This window comes from Burkholderia sp. AU33803, assembly GCF_002223095.1.
Lineage (GTDB): Bacteria > Pseudomonadota > Gammaproteobacteria > Burkholderiales > Burkholderiaceae > Burkholderia.
In genome coordinates this window covers 196,881-212,300 of the sequence record NZ_NKFJ01000002.1, presented here as the reverse complement: position 1 = coordinate 212,300, position 15,420 = coordinate 196,881, and the positions used below count along the sequence as shown (strand labels likewise).

Sequence of the window (15,420 nt, the reverse complement as noted above, 5' to 3'; positions counted from 1 at the left end):
CGCCCCCTCGGGGGGCAGCGAACGAAAGTGAGCGTGGGGGCTAATCATGCAGTGCCTCCGTTACCGAGCGTGTCTTCCTGTTCTTCGCGCTCGTCTTCGGCGGACACCGACGCGCCCTTGTCGAGGTCGGCCGGCACCTCCAGATCGACCGGCATCGCCGGGAACGCACCGCCTTCCGAACGGAAGCGCTTGAGCTGGTAGACCCACGCGAGCACTTCGGCGACGGCCGAGTACAGCGAGCCGGGAATCTCGCGTTCGAGTTCGACGTTGTGATACAGCGCACGCGCGAGCGGCGGCGCTTCGAGCAGCGGCACGTTGTGTTCGGCCGCGAGTTCGCGGATGCGCGCGGCGACGAGGTTCACGCCCTTCGCGACGACCTTCGGCGCGCGCATCTCGCCGTCCGTGTATTGCAGCGCGACGGCGAAGTGCGTCGGGTTCGTCACGACCACGTCGGCCTTCGGCACGGCCGCCATCATCCGGCGGCGCGCGATCGCGCGCTGCTGCTGGCGAATCCGCCCCTTCACGTGCGGATCGCCTTCGTTCTCGCGATGCTCGCGCTTCACTTCTTCCTTCGTCATGCGCAACTTCTTGTTGTACTGCCAGATTTGGTAAGGCACATCGAGTGCGGCGACCACCAGCATCCCGGCGACCGTCGTGCCGCAGCACACGGCGATCAGGTGCAGCGCATCGGGGAGCGCCACGCGCAGCGGCTGCGTCGCGAGGGCGAGCAGCTCGTCCTTGCTGCGCCAGATCGCGATGCTGCCGATGCCGCCGACGACCAGCGTCTTCGCGAACGACATCCCGAGCTGGATCGGCCCCTGGATCGAGAAGATCCGGCCGAGGCCCGAGATCGGGTTCAGGCGGTCGAACTTCAGCTCGAACGTCTTCGACGAGATCAGCCAGCCGCCGAGCGCCATCGGCGCGAGCAGCGCGGCGACGCCGGTGAGCGCGAGGATCGGCAGCAGCGCGGCGAAGCCTTCGAGGCTCGCGCTGCCGGCCGCCGACAGCATCCGGCTCGTGTCGAACGCGGTCGCGCGATCGAACGTGAACGCGCCGCGCAGCATCGCCTGCAGATGCCCGCCCGACGGGCCCGCGAGCAGCCACGCGCCGTAGAACCCGGCTGCGAGCAGCGCGAACGAAGCCAGCTCGCGCGAACGCGCGACCTGCCCCTCCTCGCGCGCCTTCTCGCGGCGCCTGGGAGTGGCGGCTTCGGTCTTGTCGAGATCGCTCTCGTCTGCCACGGGGCCTCCAGTCGGGTACGGCGGAATGCCGCTTTCCAGTGACACCGATTATTCATGGAGGCGTCAAACGCCGATCGGTCGAGCAAAGCCGGGAAAGGGGGGTATTTCGGAGAATCGGCGAGCCGGTGCGAACGCGGGCCGGACGGGGGACGGAACGGGGTGCGGCACGACGGGAAAACGTGCCGGCGGGGGCGATGGCGGGTGTCGGCTCCGGGCGGAGCGGCGACGGCGTGAAGCGGGGAAAAACGCGGAAACGGTGAGGCAGTAAAGCGGTGCAGCGGAGGCGACGCGAAATCGGGCCCCGACGCGGCGGCGTCGCACGTCGGGGCAGGCGTCGGTCAGGCCGCCACGATCGGGTCCGCGCCGAAGCGGTTCGGGCCTTCGGTGCCGCGCGAGCACGTCCATACCAGCAGCAGGATGCCGCCGACGACCGGAATCAGCCCGAGCAGCAGGAACCAGCCCGAGCGGCCCGTATCGTGCAGGCGGCGAACGCTGACCGCGATGCCCGGAATGATCAGCGCCAGCGAAATCAGGGCGAGCACGCCGAGCAGCAGCAGCGTGATCAGGCCGCCGTCGCGACCGGCCACGCCGATGATCTGCGCGGCGATCGACAGCACCGTGGTCAGCAGCACGAAATACCAGTATTCGGCACGACGCGCACGGCCTTCGAAGGTTGCGTATTTATTGAGTACGGCACGAACGGCTTCGGAAAAATTCATTTTATTACCCTCATGTTTTATATAGACGACCCCGGAAACAACGCCGGCATTATATGTTTGAATGTCGGCGGACTCCATCTCTTTTCACATGCCGGGTAGTGCGCGCACCGGCCGTCTCGCCGGTCCGCGCGGTGCGGGAATGGCTGCAACAGCGGAATCCGGCGCTATCGACTTGCATGCCGCGTCATTTTAATAATCTTGAAGACTGACAGAAACGACAGCCCCGGATAATCCAGCATTTGATTACGTCCGAATGAAATCGAGTGCAATCGATAATCGGCGGCGAGTGTGCCGCATTCGATTAACCGGCCGGCATTACGCGGGCGTGCAAAGCGCGCTACGCTTCGCCATGACTCGCCGATTCCGGTCGAACCGCACCCATGCTCCGTCATCCGCTCGTTCCGTTGCTGTCGCTTGCCTGCGCGCTGGCCGCCTGCAACGGATTCCCGCCGCCTAGCCCGCCTAGCCCGCCTGGCCCGCCGCCGCCCGCTGCAGCGCGTCGAGATCGAGCTTCTTCATCGTCATCACCTGCGCCATCACGCGCTCCGCGCGCGCCGGATCGCCCGTCATCAGCTCGCTCATCTGCGCCGGCACGACCTGCCACGACACGCCGAAGCGGTCGCGCAGCCAGCCGCACTGCTGCGCACGCTCGTCGCCGCCTTCCGACAGGCGCGCCCAGTAGCGGTCGATTTCGTCCTGGTCCCGGCAGTTGACGACGAACGACACGGCCGGCGTGATCTGGAACGCGGGGCCGCCGTTCAGCGCGACGAAGGCCTGCCCGTCAAGCTCGAACGCGACGGTCATCACCGCGCCCTCCGCGCTGCCGGACGCGTGCGCGCCGGCCTTGCCGTAGCGTGCGACGTGCACGATGCGCGCATTGTCGAACACCGATACGTAGAAACCGGCGGCCGCCTCGGCGTCGCGGTCGAACCACAGGAACGGCGTGATGCGTTGTATGCGCGGGTTCATGGCGCTGCCTCCTCGATGTCGTGTCGGCACGGGTGCCGGTATTACATCGTAGGCGCTGTGCCCGCGCGCGGCAGCGCGCCGGCCGGACCCGTCGTGCCGCGTACGGCCGCCGAATAAAAAAAGGGGGCGATCGCTCGCCCCCTGGTTCTGCGTGTCACCGTGCCGCGTCAGAACGCGACGAAGGGCGCCGCGCCGCCGCTCGCGGTCTTGTCCATCCCGAAGTAGATCGTCCGGTTGTAGAAGTGCGGCATGCCGATGTCGAGCCAGCCGGACGAACCGAACGGCCCCGCGATGTCGTCGAACGCGAACGTCGACGGGTTCGAGAACAGCGAATCCGCGTTCGCGACGGGCATCGTCACCGTGCCGCTCACGCCGTTCTGGCCGGTCAGCGTCGCCGAATTGCTGGTCGTCGCCGACGGGCAGTAGAACTGCGTGTTCTTCGGGCAGGCCGGCAACGTGCCCGACGTATCGTTGAAGAAGTATGCATTCGAACCCGTATCGAAGAAGGCGGTCACGTTGCGCCCCTGGAACGTCGCGCTGACGTCGCCCGTCGTGGTCGACGTCATCACCGTCTTCCCGGTCAGGTCGGGCAGGCCGAACGTCAGCGTCCCGGTTGCACTGGCTTGCCCACTGTCCGAAATCTTCGACATGCTCACGCTCACCCCGCTGCTGTCGGCGAAGCGATGCACCGGGTTGGCGACCTGTTGCGCCACCGGCACGAGCGCGACCGTGCAGTTCGCGTTGTTGCCGTTCGGGCACGCGTAATAGTTGTTGTTCGTCGACGTCGACGTCGCGCAGGTCGTGCCGCAGTCGACCGGCGCCGGCCCGATGCCGAGGATCCCGTTCGCGCCGAGCGCGCTCGCCGAGTTGGCCGACGCGCCGCCGTTCGTGCACGAGCTCGGCACGTTGGTCGTGCCGAGGTCGCCGATGATCTGCACGGGCAGCGAACTCGCCTGCTCGGAGCCGATCGACAGGTCGACCGTGCGCACCGAGCCCCACGTGTAGCTCGACACGAACTTGCCGCACTCGGCGACCGGCGCGCCGCCGCTCGTCACCTGCGGGAGGCTGCCGAGCACGCCCGACACGGCGCTGCCGACGAGCCGCAGCCCGTAGGACGCGGTGTCGACGAGCACGTTGTTGACCACTTGGCAGTTCGACGTGCCCGGCGCGCAGACCTTCAGGCTGACGGTCGGGATGTTGATCACGTTCGCGACGCCGGCGTTGACGGTGATGACGGCCGTGTTCCCGGAATTGCCGTCCGAGCCGCCGTTACCGTTGTTGCCGCCGTTGCCGTTGCTGCCCGAGCTGCTGCCGCCGCCGTCTCCGCCGCCGCAAGCCGTCACGAGGACGGCCGTCGCCGCCGCGAGGCCCAGCACGCCGAGCCAGCGCTTGAATGTACGAGGAATTCTCAAGATCGCTCTCCCGCTGTCACTGGATGTCGGTGCCGGTCAGGCCGGCAGGCAGCGCCGCCGGCAGCCACGCCTGGCCCGAGAAGGCGCCCATGTGGCCGCCTGTCCGGATCACGAGGCCGCTGGTGTCGACGGATACGGGCGCGCGCCAGCCGCGCGCCTGGTGCGCCGCCTGGACGCCTGCGGTGTACTGCGGGAAATAGCTGCCGAGCAGCGACGCGAGATCCGGCATCGTCGGCCCTTGCCATGCGAGGCCGAACACGCTGCCGGCGGCCGACGTGTATTCGTGGATGACGGTGCCCGATCCGAGCGTGATCTCGCGGACGGTATAGGCGGCCGTGCTCGTCTGCATGCCGTCTGCCGAACGCATCGCGCGCTGCAAGGCGCGCACGGTTGCGGCCTGATCGTCCGCCGGCGGCGACATCGGCGCGCCGCCCAGTTCAGCGTATGCGTGGACGCTCCACAGCACACCCATTGCAGCCGTCGCGTGCGCGACGGCCCAGCCCAAGCGTTTCAGCTTCACGTTCCCCCCCAAGGGACTGGCTTTGTTGCCGGCGGTGCGGCCATCGCGCCCGCGCCACCTGCCAACAGATGAAATCGTACGAATGTCGCTACATTGCTGCTGACGCGTAGTATGCCTGCTGAGGGTGTCGAAGTGTCAATTTGACGCAGGATCGCGCTGCGCCACGCGGGGCCGCGTGCGCGGTGAAGCAGTGGGGGGAGGGTGTGAAGCGGGCATCGGGCGCCGCTGCGAGATGCGGCGCACCGATGCCTGCGGCAGGGTCAGAAGCCCAGGCTGGCGAGCAGGTCGTCCACCTGCCCCTGGTCCTGGACCACGTCGGTCTTGCCTTCCGGCGCGATCTGCGGGCCGTTCAGCAGCGACTCGGGGCTGCCGGTCGGGCTGATCTGCTCGGCCGCGAGCAAAGCCGCGGTGGCCGCGAACTGCTCGCGCCGCTCGGGCGCGATGTTCTCGACGAGCACCGTGAGGAGCTGCTGCTCGATCAGGTAGACCATGTCCATGATCTTCTTGATCACCTGCCCGGTCAGGTCCTGGAAATCCTGCGCGAGCATGATTTCGAGCAGTTGCGCGCGGGTGGCCGAAGCCGATTCGGGCAGCGTGCGCAGGAACGTGCGCGTATCGTCCATCAGCTCGCGCACTTCCGCGTGCTCGATCGGTGCCGCGTACCACTGCGCCCAGCGCGCGTCGAGCGCCTCCGCCTCGTTCTGGATGCGCTCCTGCATCGGCTTCGCGACCTCGATCGCGTTCAGCACGCGCACGGCGGCCTGCTCGGTCATCGTCGCGACGTAGCGCAGCCGGTCGCGCGCATCGGGCACGGCTTCCGCCGCCCGCTCGACATGCTTGTCGAGCCCGAGCTCGCGCATCGAATCGCGCAGCGTGCGCGTGACATGGCCGATGCGCGCGAGGATGCGGTCGCTCGCGAAATCGGCGCCTTCGGCCTGGCCGTCGGCGCTGAACCCGGCGCCGGTCAGCGCGGCATGGATCGGCTCGTTCACGTCAGCTCCCGGTCTTCGCCATCTTGTCGATGATCTTGTTCAGCTTCTCGTCGAGCGTCGCGGCCGTGAACGGTTTCACGACGTAGCCGCTCGCGCCGGCCTGCGCCGCCGCGATGATGTTCTCCTTCTTCGACTCGGCCGTGACCATCAGCACCGGCAGGTGCGTGAGCGTCGCGTCCGCGCGGATTTCCTTGAGCATCGCGAGGCCGTCGAGGTTCGGCATGTTCCAGTCGGAGATCACGAAGTCGAAACCGCCGCCGCGCAGCCGCGCGAGGCCGGCCGCGCCGTCCTCGGCCTCGTCGACGTTCGAATAGCCCAGTTCCTTGAGCAGGTTGCGGACGATCCGGCGCATCGTCGGGAAATCGTCCACCACCAGGATTTTCATGCTCTTGTCCATCGTCGTTCCTTTCCAGATTCGTTTCCGTCGGGACGCGTATCGTGGCACGCGCCCCGTGACATTCCATTCAAACGCGCTGCACGCGGTCGCCCATCGTCGCCAGGCGCGCCATCACGCGACGGCTCATCTCGGCGAGCGGCACGATCTCGTCCGCGCCGCCGAGCGCGATCGCCTCGCGCGGCATCCCGAACACGATGCAGCTTGCTTCATCCTGCGCGAACGTGTGAGCGCCCGCGCGTTTCATCTCCAGCAGGCCGGCCGCGCCGTCGCGGCCCATCCCGGTCAGGATCACCCCGAGCGCGTTCTTGCCCGCGTGCGTCGCCGCCGAGCGGAACAGCACGTCGACCGACGGGCGGTGCCGGTTTACCGGCGGCTCGTCCGACAGTTGCGCAATATAGTTCGCCCCGCTTCGCGCAAGCAACAGGTGCGCGTGGCCCGGCGCGATATACGCGTGACCCGGCAGCACGCGCTCGCCGTGCTCGGCTTCCTTCACCGCAATCCGGCACAGGCCGTTCAGCCGCTGCGCGAACGACTTCGTGAAGCCCGGCGGCATGTGCTGCGCGATCAGCACGGCCGGCGCATCCGGCGGCAGCGGCGTCAGCACTTCGCGGATCGCCTCGGTGCCGCCCGTCGACGCGCCGATGATGATCAGCTTCTCGGTACTGACGAGCGGGTTGTTGATCATCGGCGCGGCCGGGTGGCTGTCCGTCGCGCGCGCGGCGGCCTGCGGCTGCGGCGCCTGGCGCACGCGCGCCCGCGACGCCGCGCGGATCTTGTCGGCGAGCTTTTCCGCGTAGTCGAGCATCCCGTCGCGAATCCCGACGCGCGGCTTCGTGACGAAATCGACCGCGCCGAGCTCGAGCGCGCGCAGCGTGATTTCCGAGCCGCGCTCGGTCAGCGACGACACCATCACGACCGGCATCGGCCGCAGCCGCATCAGCTTCTCGAGGAAGTCGAGCCCGTCCATGCGCGGCATTTCGACGTCGAGCGTGAGCACGTCGGGGTTGTGCTGCTTGATGAGCTCGCGCGCGACGAGCGGATCGGGCGCGGTCGCGCACACCGTCATGTCGGGCTGGCTGTTGATGATCTCGGTCATCAGGCTGCGGATCAGCGCCGAATCGTCGACGCACAACACTTTGATCTTCTGCACTGCGGTCATGCCTCCTGCTTTCTTGATAGGTTCGCCGGCCGCACGCCGCCGGCCGCCGGCGCCGCGCTGCGCGCGCCGAACAGCTCGATGCGCGGGCGCGCCGGCTGCGGCGGCGCCGGACGCTTCGCCGCGAACAGCTCGACCTGCGGACGCGGCCGTGCGGTGCGGGCGCGATCGGCCTCGCGGGCGAGCGCGGCTTCGCGCTCGGTGACGCCCGGCACCTGCAGCCGCAGCTTCTTCACCGCCGCGCGCCCCGTGGCCGCCATGAACGCGACCTTGCGCGGGTGCACGCCCTGCAGGTCTTCCGCCGTGATGCGGATGCGCTCGAGCGCCAGGTAGCGGCGCACGAAATCCGCGTTGCGGTCGCCGATGTTGATCGTCGTCATCCCGGCCAGCACGGCGGCGCCCCCGAACACCTTCGCCTCGAAGCGTTCGCGGCGCCCGCCGGCCTTGATCATCTCGTTGATCAGCACTTCCATCGCATACGCGCCGTAGCGCATCGATTCCGACGCGGCCGCGCCCGGATCGGCGCCGTCGTCGGGCAGCATGAAGTGGTTCATCCCGCCGATGCCCGCGTACGGGTCGTGCAGGCACGCGGCGACGCACGAGCCGAGCACGGTCATCAGCACCATGTCCTCGGACGTCGTGTAGAACTCGTTCGGCAGCAGCTTCACGCCGGGACGGCCGAAGTGGTTGTCGAAGTAACGATTGGTGGCGATCGGCAGGGCGCTCATCCGCGCTCTCCAAGAGCGGATGCGGCGCCCGCGGCATGCCTGCGCGCGGCAGACGGCATCGCGCTCGGCTGCGCGCCCCGCGGCCGCGCGCCCTGGGCGGCGTCGCGGGTCAGTTCGTACACCGTCTGCCCGCGCAGCCGGAACGCCTGCGTGACATACGTGAAGTTCTCCGAATGGCCGGCGAACAGCAGCCCGCCCGGCTTCACGAGCGGCTCGAAGCGCGACAGCACTTGCCCCTGCGTCGGCTTGTCGAAATAGATCATCACGTTGCGGCAGAAGATCGCGTCGAACGGCTTCGCGATCCCGTAATCCGCATCGGTCAGGTTCAGCTGCTCGAAGCGGATCATCGCGCGCAGCTCGGGACGCACCTTCACGCGCCCGGCCTGCGCGCCCGTGCCCTTCAGGAAGAAGCGCTTCAGCCGCTCCGGCGACAGGTGCTTGACCTGGTCGTACGTGTAGATGCCGGCCTCCGCCTTCGCGAGCACCTGCGTGTCGAGGTCGGTCGCGAGGATCGACGCGCCGCGCGCGGCCGATTCGCCGAGCGCCTCGATCAGCGTGATCGCGATCGAGTAAGGCTCCTCGCCGGTCGACGCCGCCGAGCACCAGACCGAGACCGGCGCCGGCCGCCCTTTCACGAAATCCGACAGGATCGGGAAATGGTGCGACTCGCGGAAGAACGCGGTCAGGTTCGTCGTCAGCGCATTGGTGAACGCTTCCCACTCGAGCGGATCGTCTTCCTGCTCGAGCAGGTCGAGGTAGTCGCGGAACGTGTCGAGGCCGCGTGCCCGCAAGCGGCGCGCGAGACGGCTGTACGCCATGTCGCGCTTGTGCTCGGACAGCGAGATCCCCGCGCGTTGATGAATCAGCGCGCGAATGCGTGCGAAATCCGCGCTGGTGAACGCGAAGTCGCGCCCCGGCTCGCTCGCGCGAGGCGAGGCATCCGGTGCATCGGGTCGAAACGGCGCGCGCGCGTGCGGCATGGTTTAGAAGGTCTCCCAATCGTCGTCGGACGTGCCGGCCGTGGCCGCCGCCGGCTTCTCGCCGTTCAGCGCCGGGCGCACGAGCGCGGGCTTCGCGGCCGGCTTGTCGGCCGGTGCGGCGGTTTTCGCGAGACGCGGCCCGTAGCCGCCCGCAGCCGTGCCGCGGGAAGCCGGTGCCTCCTTGTGCGCGTGCACGCCGGTATCGGCCGCACGCTTCGTTTCATGGCCCGCACCCGCGGCACCCGATGCAGCCGCGGCGGCGGCACGCGGCGCCGGCGCGGCGCGCCGTGCCGGTTGGGCGGCAGCCTGCGGCGCCGGCAGCGCGGCGACCGGCGCCGCATCGAAACGCGGCTCCGACGTCAGCGCCGGCGCGGGCTCATGCGCGAGCGGCCGCGCGACCCCGCGCGACGGCGCGAGCACGATGCCGCCCGCCACGCGCCAGCCCGACACGATCGCCTTCATCTGGCGCGTCTGCTCCTCGAGCGACGCCGCCGCGGCGGCCGCCTGCTCGACGAGCGCCGCGTTCTGCTGCGTGACCGAATCCATCTGGCCGACCGCGCGGTTGACCTGCTCGATGCCGGTCGACTGCTCGTCCGACGCGGCGCTGATCTCGCCCATGATGTCGGTCACGCGGCGCACGGCCTGTACGATCTCGTCCATCGTCGTGCCGGCGCGCGACACGAGCGCCGACCCGCTTTCGACCTTCTCCGCCGAATCGCCGATCAGCTGCTTGATTTCCTTCGCGGCGCTCGCGCTGCGCTGCGCGAGCGAGCGCACCTCGCCCGCGACCACCGCGAAGCCGCGGCCCTGCTCGCCCGCACGCGCGGCTTCGACCGCCGCGTTCAGCGCGAGGATGTTGGTCTGGAACGCGATGCCTTCGATCGTGCCGATGATGTCGACGACCTTGCCCGAGCTCGCCGCGATGTCCTGCATCGTCGACACCACCTGGCCGACCACCTCGCCGCCCTGCGTCGCGATGTCCGATGCGTTCACCGCGAGCTGGCTGGCCTGCCGCGCGTTTTCCGCGTTCTGCCGCACGGTGCCCGTCAGCTGCTCCATGCTCGACGCGGTTTCCTGCAGCGATGCGGCCTGTTCCTCGGTGCGTTGCGACAGGTCGGTGTTGCCGGTCGAGATCTCGCGCGCGCCGACGTCGATCGACTCGGTACCGCGATGCACGGCCTGCACCATCGTCGTGACGGCGTCCTGCATCCGCTTGATGCCGCCGAACAGGCGGCCGATCTCGTTGGTGCTGAACACGTTGACCGGCTGCGTGAGGTCGCCGCCGGCGATGCGCTCGAAGTGCGCGATCGCGTCCTCCAGCGGCTGCACGATCAGCCCGCGCAGCGCGAAGCGGATCGCGATCACGACGACGAACGCGATCGCGATGCCCGCCGCGATCAGCCCGATCATCAGCGAGATCTGCGATTGCGTCGCGGCCTGGCGATCTTCCGCGCGCTTCTGCAGCGACGCGACCACGGCCGCCGCGGCCTGGTCGTACGCGACGAACATCGGGCTGATCTTGGTATCGGCGACCGCGTGGTACGCGGCCATGTCGCCCGCTCGCGCGGCCGCGAACTCGGGCTCGACGCCTTCCTTCACGATCGTCGCGTAGCGGGTGGCCAGCTCGTCGACGAGCGCCTGCTCGACGCCGAGCTTCGGCGTCGCCTGGAACGCCTGCCAGTTCTGGTTCGACTTCGCGTACAGCTCCTGCGCGCGGTCGAGCACCTTGGTCGCTTCGGCCGTGTTGCCGGCTTCCGTCAGCGAGCGGAAGCGGTCGAGCGACACGCGCGCGCGCAGCAGGTACGACGAGGTGTCGTCGAGCGAGTGGATCGCCGGCAGGTCGACGTGCGCGATCGCGTCGAGCGAGCGGCTCGCGTGATTCAGCGCGACCAGGCCGAGCCCGCCGACGGCTGCGGCCAGCGCCACGAGGATGAGTCCGACCGCCGTGAGCGTCGTGCGGATCGACCAGTTATGCAACATTGCAGATTCTCCCGAAATTCCTGCGCGCGCCGCGCGCTTACCCGCCGAGCGTCTCGATCAGCGCCATTTCACGGCTCGACATCAGCTTCTCGATATCCATCAGGATCAGCATGCGGCCGTCGACCGTGCCGAGGCCCGTCAGGTACTCGGTCGTCAGCGTCGCGCCGAATTCCGGCGCCGGCATGATCTGGTCGGTCTGCAGCGTCAGCACGTCCGACACGCCGTCGACCACCATCCCGACCACGCGATGCGCGACGTTCAGGATGATCACGACGGTCTGGTGGTCGTACTCGACGCGGCCGAGATGGAACTTGATCCGCATGTCGACGATCGGCACGATGATCCCGCGCAGGTTGATCACGCCCTTGATGAACTCGGGCGCGTTCGCGATGCGCGTGACGCTGTCGTAGCCGCGGATTTCCTGCACCTTCAGGATGTCGATCCCGTATTCCTCGTCGCCGAGCGTGAAGACGAGGAACTCCTGGCCCGTCGCGTCGCCTTGTTCCGCGTCGCGGCGGCTCGTTGCCGCGTTCGCCGCGGCCGGATTGATCATTTGGACTTCAGCAGACACGTTTGCCCCCAATCGGTTGAATGGCGAGTGACATCAGAACATCGCGAGCTCGGCGCCGGCTCGGGCGCCGTGCGTCGCACGGGTTTCGCGGTTCAGCGCCGCGACGTCGACGATCAGCGCGACGCTGCCGTCGCCGAGGATGGTCGCTGCCGAGATGCCGTGCACCTTGCGGTAATTGGTTTCGAGGTTCTTCACGACCACCTGCTGCTGGCCGACCAGCTCGTCGATCAGCATCGCGAAGCGGCGCCCCTCGGTTTCCATGATCGTGACGATCCCCTGCGTCGGGTCGGTGCGCGCGTCGTCGACCGAGAACACCTCGTGCAGCGCGACCAGCGGCAGGTATTCGCCGCGCACGCGCACCACGCGCTCGCCGTTGCCGACCGTGTAGATGTCGTCGTTCGACGGCTGCAGCGACTCCATCACGAAGTTCAGCGGCAGGATGAAGATCTCGTTGCCGACCTTCACCGACATCCCGTCGAGGATCGCGAGCGTGAGCGGCAGCACGATCCGCGTGGTCGTGCCGCGGCCGGCCACCGACGTGATTTCCACGTGGCCGCCCATCGACTGGATGTTGCGCTTCACGACGTCCATCCCGACGCCGCGGCCCGACACGTCGGTCACCGTCTCGGCGGTCGAGAAGCCCGGCGCGAAGATCAGTTGCCAGACTTCGTCGTCGCTGATGTTGTCGGACACCTGCATGCCCTGTTTCGCGGCCTTCGCGAGGATGCGCTCGCGGTTCAGGCCCGCGCCGTCGTCGCTCACCTCGATCACGATGTTGCCGCCGTGATGCGCGGCCGACAGCACCAGCTGGCCCACGGCGTCCTTGCCGGCGGCCACGCGCTTGTCGACCGTCTCGATCCCGTGGTCGAGGCTGTTGCGCACGAGGTGGGTCAGCGGATCGATGATCCGTTCGATCAGACTCTTGTCCAGCTCGGTCGCCTGGCCGAACGTGACGAGCTCGACCTGCTTGCCGAGCTTGCCGGCGAGGTCGCGCACGAGACGCGGGAAGCGGCTGAACACGTAGTCCATCGGCATCATGCGGATCGACATCACCGCTTCCTGCAGGTCGCGCGCGTTGCGCTCGAGCTGCGCCATCCCGTTGAACAGGCGGTCGTGCAGCGCCGGATCGAACGCGCTCGCGGTTTCCGCGAGCATCGCCTGCGTGATCACGAGCTCGCCGACCAGGTTGATCAGCTGGTCGACCTTCTCGACACCGACGCGAATCGAGCTGCCTTCGGCGCCCGATGCCGCGGCGGCGGCCGGGCGCGCGCGCTTGTCGTCGTGATGCGCGGCGGCCTGCGGCGCGTGGTCGGCGGGCGCCGGCTGGGCCGGCTGCGGCGCTTGGGGCGCGGCGGCGGCGGCCGGCTCGACGGGCGCGGGTGCGGCCGGCGCCGATGCCGCCGGTTGCGGTGCCGCGGCCTGCGGCGCGAATACCTCGGCGCGCGCCGGTTGCGCGGCGACGACCGGTTCCGCGGCCGGCGCCGCGGCGTCCTGCGCGGCAGCCGGTGCGGCCGGCGCCGTGCCGTGCCCGACGCGGATCTGGCTTTCGTCGATCACGAAGCAGCACACGGCGACGATGTCGTCCGACGGCACGTCCGATTCGACCCACAGCGTCAGGTCGGCGCCCACTTCCTCGCGGCCGACGATCCGGCCGAGGTTGCCGAGTTCTTCGGTGAGCAGTTCGCGATCCTTTGCGTCGACGCCCACGAGCGTGATCTTCAGGTGCGGGCCGCCTTCGCCTGCGTCGCCCGCCGGATGCGCGGCCGCGACGGCCTGCTCTATCACGTGGTCGGGCACGCGATCGTCGCCGGCGGCCGGTTCCACGGCCGGCGCAGCCGGTGCCGCGACGGCAGCGACCGGCGCAGCGGGCGCGGCAGCAGCGGCTGCCGGCGCACCCGCGCCGCTCTCGGCCTTCAGCCGTTCGAGCTTCGCGCAGATCGTCGCGGCGGCGGCCGCATCCGGTTCGGCGCTCGCGCGGTAGTCGACGAGCTGGTCGGACAGCACGTCCTTGGTCTCCAGGAACGCGTCGACCATTTCCTTGGTCAGCGTCAGTTCATGGTTGCGTGCGCGGTCGAGCAGCGATTCGAGGATGTGCGTCGTATCGGTCAGCGCGGAAAAGCCGAACGTCGCCGCGCCGCCCTTGATCGAATGCGCGGCGCGGAAGATCGCGGCCAGATCCTCGGGGTCGGGCGAACCGACGTCGAGGTTCAGCAGCAGCTGCTCCATCTGTGCGAGCAGCTCGTCCGCTTCGTCGAAAAATGTCTGGTAGAACTGAGTGATGTCGAGAGTCATGCCCGGTCCCGGGTTGAATGCGTCGCGTGAATGTCAGGAGGCGGCCGGCTCGGACAGCGTCGCGACCAGGTCGACCAGCACGGCGGGGTCGATCGGCTTTTCGATCCAGCCGGTCGCGCCCGCGTCGCGTGCGGCGTCCTTGAACGCGTCGCTGCCTTCGGTCGTCAGCACGAGGATCGGCGTTTCCGTATAGGCAGTGAGCTTGCGCAGCGCGGCGATCACTTCCAGCCCGCTCTTGCGCGGCATGTTCTGGTCGGTCAGCACCAGGTCGTACGGCACGGTGGCCGCCAGGTCGAAGCCGGCCTCGCCGTCCGGCGCCACCGTCACGTCGTAGCCGGCCTGCATCAGCGTTGCCTGCAGCAGCGCACGCATGGTCGCGGAGTCGTCGATGGCGAGAATGGTTCGGATCATGTCTGTCTCGGAATCTTGTCGATATCAGGGTTTCGGCACGGCGACGGCGGACGCCGCGAGCGCCGGGCGCACGGCCGGCGCCGGGGCCAGCTGCTGCGCGAGCTGCTGCGAGCCGGCCGCATCGGCCGACAGCGTCGTGGTCGTCGCATCGTCGCGCATCAGCGCCTCTTCGGATTTGCGGTTCAGCACGATCACGCTGATCCGGCGGTTTTCCGGATCGAGCGGGTCGGCCTTGTTCAGGTTCTGGGTCGACGCGAGGCCGAGCACGCGCAGCACTTTCGCCTCGCCCATGCCGCCGGCGATCAGCTCGCGGCGCGACGCGTTCGCGCGGTCGGCCGACAGCTCCCAGTTGCTGTAGCCGCCCTCGCCGCCCGCGTACGGCACGGCGTCGGTGTGGCCCTGGACGATGATCCGGTTCGGCACGTCGTTCAGCGTCTTGCCGATCTCGCGCAGGATGTCGCGCATGTACGGCTCGACGTGGTCGCTCGACATCGCGAACATCGGCCGCTTCTGCGAATCGACGATCTCGATGCGCAGCCCCATCAGCGTGGAATCGATGCGGATCTGCTGCTTGAACTGGCGCAGCGTCGGGTTGGCCTCGATCGCGGCCATCAGCTTGATCTGCAGGTCGTGCAGGCGCGCCTGCTCGAGCCGGTCCTGCGCGGCCTGCGCGTTCTGCTGCGAGCGGGAATGCTCGTCGCCCATCTTCGCGAGGCGTTCGGCGAGCTGCGTGGTGCCGTCGGTGCGGCGCAGCGTGCCGGCGTCGACGCTCGACAGGTCGCGGCCGCCGCCGTTGATGATGCTGGAATCCTGCGAGCTGCGGTCGCCGCTGCCGAACAGCGCGGCCTTCAGCGGCGTGTTGAAGTATTCGGCGATCCCCTTCAGCTGCACCGGCGTGACCGAGCTCAGCAGCCACATCAGCAGGAAGAACGCCATCATCGCGGTCATGAAGTCCGCGTACGCGAGCTTCCAGGCGCCGCCATGGTGGCCCTTCTTCGCCGGGGCCACCCGCTTGACGACGATTGCGCGATCCTTGCTCTTGCTCATTGGGC

General features: G+C 68.7%; 15 protein-coding genes. All 15 read right to left on the bottom strand.

Annotated features, from left to right (window positions below):
- Window positions 1-44: 44 nt before the first annotated feature.
- Entirely contained in the window at window positions 45-1,241 is a 1,197-nt protein-coding gene (gene flhB, locus CFB41_RS01035) for a flagellar biosynthesis protein FlhB (protein ID WP_089455398.1), read from the bottom strand.
- Between the two features lie 338 nt (window positions 1,242-1,579).
- The gene (locus CFB41_RS01030) at window positions 1,580-1,960 is read right to left on the bottom strand and encodes a DUF805 domain-containing protein (protein WP_089438983.1); all 381 of its coding nucleotides are present in this window, start codon (window positions 1,958-1,960) and stop codon (window positions 1,580-1,582) included.
- 462 nt (window positions 1,961-2,422) lie between these two features.
- Entirely contained in the window at window positions 2,423-2,929 is a 507-nt protein-coding gene (locus tag CFB41_RS01025; RefSeq protein WP_089455397.1) for a VOC family protein, read from the bottom strand.
- Window positions 2,930-3,096: 167 nt separating this feature from the next.
- A complete protein-coding gene (locus CFB41_RS01020) occupies window positions 3,097-4,341 on the bottom strand; it encodes a DUF3443 family protein (protein ID WP_089455396.1) in 1,245 nt (414 codons plus the stop codon).
- A gap of 16 nt (window positions 4,342-4,357) precedes the next feature.
- The gene (locus CFB41_RS01015) at window positions 4,358-4,861 is read right to left on the bottom strand and encodes a DUF2844 domain-containing protein (RefSeq protein ID WP_089455395.1); all 504 of its coding nucleotides are present in this window, start codon (window positions 4,859-4,861) and stop codon (window positions 4,358-4,360) included.
- 260 nt (window positions 4,862-5,121) lie between these two features.
- Entirely contained in the window at window positions 5,122-5,853 is a 732-nt protein-coding gene (cheZ, locus tag CFB41_RS01010) for a protein phosphatase CheZ (protein WP_089424238.1), read from the bottom strand.
- 1 nt (window position 5,854) lies between these two features.
- Window positions 5,855-6,250 carry a chemotaxis response regulator CheY gene (gene cheY / locus CFB41_RS01005; RefSeq protein ID WP_039346818.1) on the bottom strand — a complete coding sequence of 132 codons (396 nt, stop codon included), beginning with the start codon at window positions 6,248-6,250 and terminating at the stop codon, window positions 5,855-5,857.
- A 67-nt stretch (window positions 6,251-6,317) separates the two neighbouring features.
- Window positions 6,318-7,409, bottom strand: coding sequence for a chemotaxis response regulator protein-glutamate methylesterase (locus CFB41_RS01000; protein ID WP_089424237.1), 1,092 nt, complete (start codon window positions 7,407-7,409; stop codon window positions 6,318-6,320).
- Window positions 7,406-8,134, bottom strand: coding sequence for a chemoreceptor glutamine deamidase CheD (cheD, locus tag CFB41_RS00995; protein ID WP_089455394.1), 729 nt, complete (start codon window positions 8,132-8,134; stop codon window positions 7,406-7,408). Before cheD ends, CFB41_RS01000 begins: the two co-directional genes overlap by 4 nt.
- Window positions 8,131-9,114 carry a CheR family methyltransferase gene (locus CFB41_RS00990; RefSeq protein ID WP_089455393.1) on the bottom strand — a complete coding sequence of 328 codons (984 nt, stop codon included), beginning with the start codon at window positions 9,112-9,114 and terminating at the stop codon, window positions 8,131-8,133. Before CFB41_RS00990 ends, cheD begins: the two co-directional genes overlap by 4 nt.
- Window positions 9,115-9,117: 3 nt before the next feature.
- Entirely contained in the window at window positions 9,118-11,094 is a 1,977-nt protein-coding gene (locus CFB41_RS00985) for a methyl-accepting chemotaxis protein (protein WP_089455392.1), read from the bottom strand.
- A gap of 37 nt (window positions 11,095-11,131) precedes the next feature.
- The gene (gene cheW, locus CFB41_RS00980; protein WP_043185043.1) at window positions 11,132-11,647 is read right to left on the bottom strand and encodes a chemotaxis protein CheW; all 516 of its coding nucleotides are present in this window, start codon (window positions 11,645-11,647) and stop codon (window positions 11,132-11,134) included.
- 51 nt (window positions 11,648-11,698) lie between these two features.
- Complete coding sequence (cheA, locus tag CFB41_RS00975) at window positions 11,699-13,957, bottom strand: chemotaxis protein CheA (RefSeq protein ID WP_089455391.1); 2,259 nt, start codon at window positions 13,955-13,957, stop codon at window positions 11,699-11,701.
- Between the two features lie 33 nt (window positions 13,958-13,990).
- Window positions 13,991-14,368, bottom strand: coding sequence for a response regulator (locus CFB41_RS00970; protein WP_011350594.1), 378 nt, complete (start codon window positions 14,366-14,368; stop codon window positions 13,991-13,993).
- Between the two features lie 24 nt (window positions 14,369-14,392).
- The gene (motB, locus tag CFB41_RS00965) at window positions 14,393-15,415 is read right to left on the bottom strand and encodes a flagellar motor protein MotB (protein WP_089438975.1); all 1,023 of its coding nucleotides are present in this window, start codon (window positions 15,413-15,415) and stop codon (window positions 14,393-14,395) included.
- Between the last annotated feature and the right edge of the window lie 5 nt (window positions 15,416-15,420).

Excerpts from the sequence above, each read along its gene's own strand:
- CFB41_RS01025 (WP_089455397.1), bottom strand. The coding sequence starts at position 2,929 with ATGAACCCGCGCATACAACGCATCACGCCGTTCCTGTGGTTCGACCGC.
- cheD (WP_089455394.1), bottom strand. The coding sequence starts at position 8,134 with ATGAGCGCCCTGCCGATCGCCACCAATCGTTACTTCGACAACCACTTC.
- CFB41_RS01000 (WP_089424237.1), bottom strand. The coding sequence starts at position 7,409 with ATGACCGCAGTGCAGAAGATCAAAGTGTTGTGCGTCGACGATTCGGCG.
- CFB41_RS00970 (WP_011350594.1), bottom strand. The coding sequence starts at position 14,368 with ATGATCCGAACCATTCTCGCCATCGACGACTCCGCGACCATGCGTGCG.
- motB (WP_089438975.1), bottom strand. The coding sequence starts at position 15,415 with ATGAGCAAGAGCAAGGATCGCGCAATCGTCGTCAAGCGGGTGGCCCCG.
- cheW (WP_043185043.1), bottom strand. The coding sequence starts at position 11,647 with ATGATCAATCCGGCCGCGGCGAACGCGGCAACGAGCCGCCGCGACGCG.
- CFB41_RS00985 (WP_089455392.1), bottom strand. The coding sequence starts at position 11,094 with ATGTTGCATAACTGGTCGATCCGCACGACGCTCACGGCGGTCGGACTC.
- cheA (WP_089455391.1), bottom strand. The coding sequence starts at position 13,957 with ATGACTCTCGACATCACTCAGTTCTACCAGACATTTTTCGACGAAGCG.
- CFB41_RS01030 (WP_089438983.1), bottom strand. The coding sequence starts at position 1,960 with ATGAATTTTTCCGAAGCCGTTCGTGCCGTACTCAATAAATACGCAACC.
- cheY (WP_039346818.1), bottom strand. The coding sequence starts at position 6,250 with ATGGACAAGAGCATGAAAATCCTGGTGGTGGACGATTTCCCGACGATG.
- CFB41_RS00990 (WP_089455393.1), bottom strand. The coding sequence starts at position 9,114 with ATGCCGCACGCGCGCGCGCCGTTTCGACCCGATGCACCGGATGCCTCG.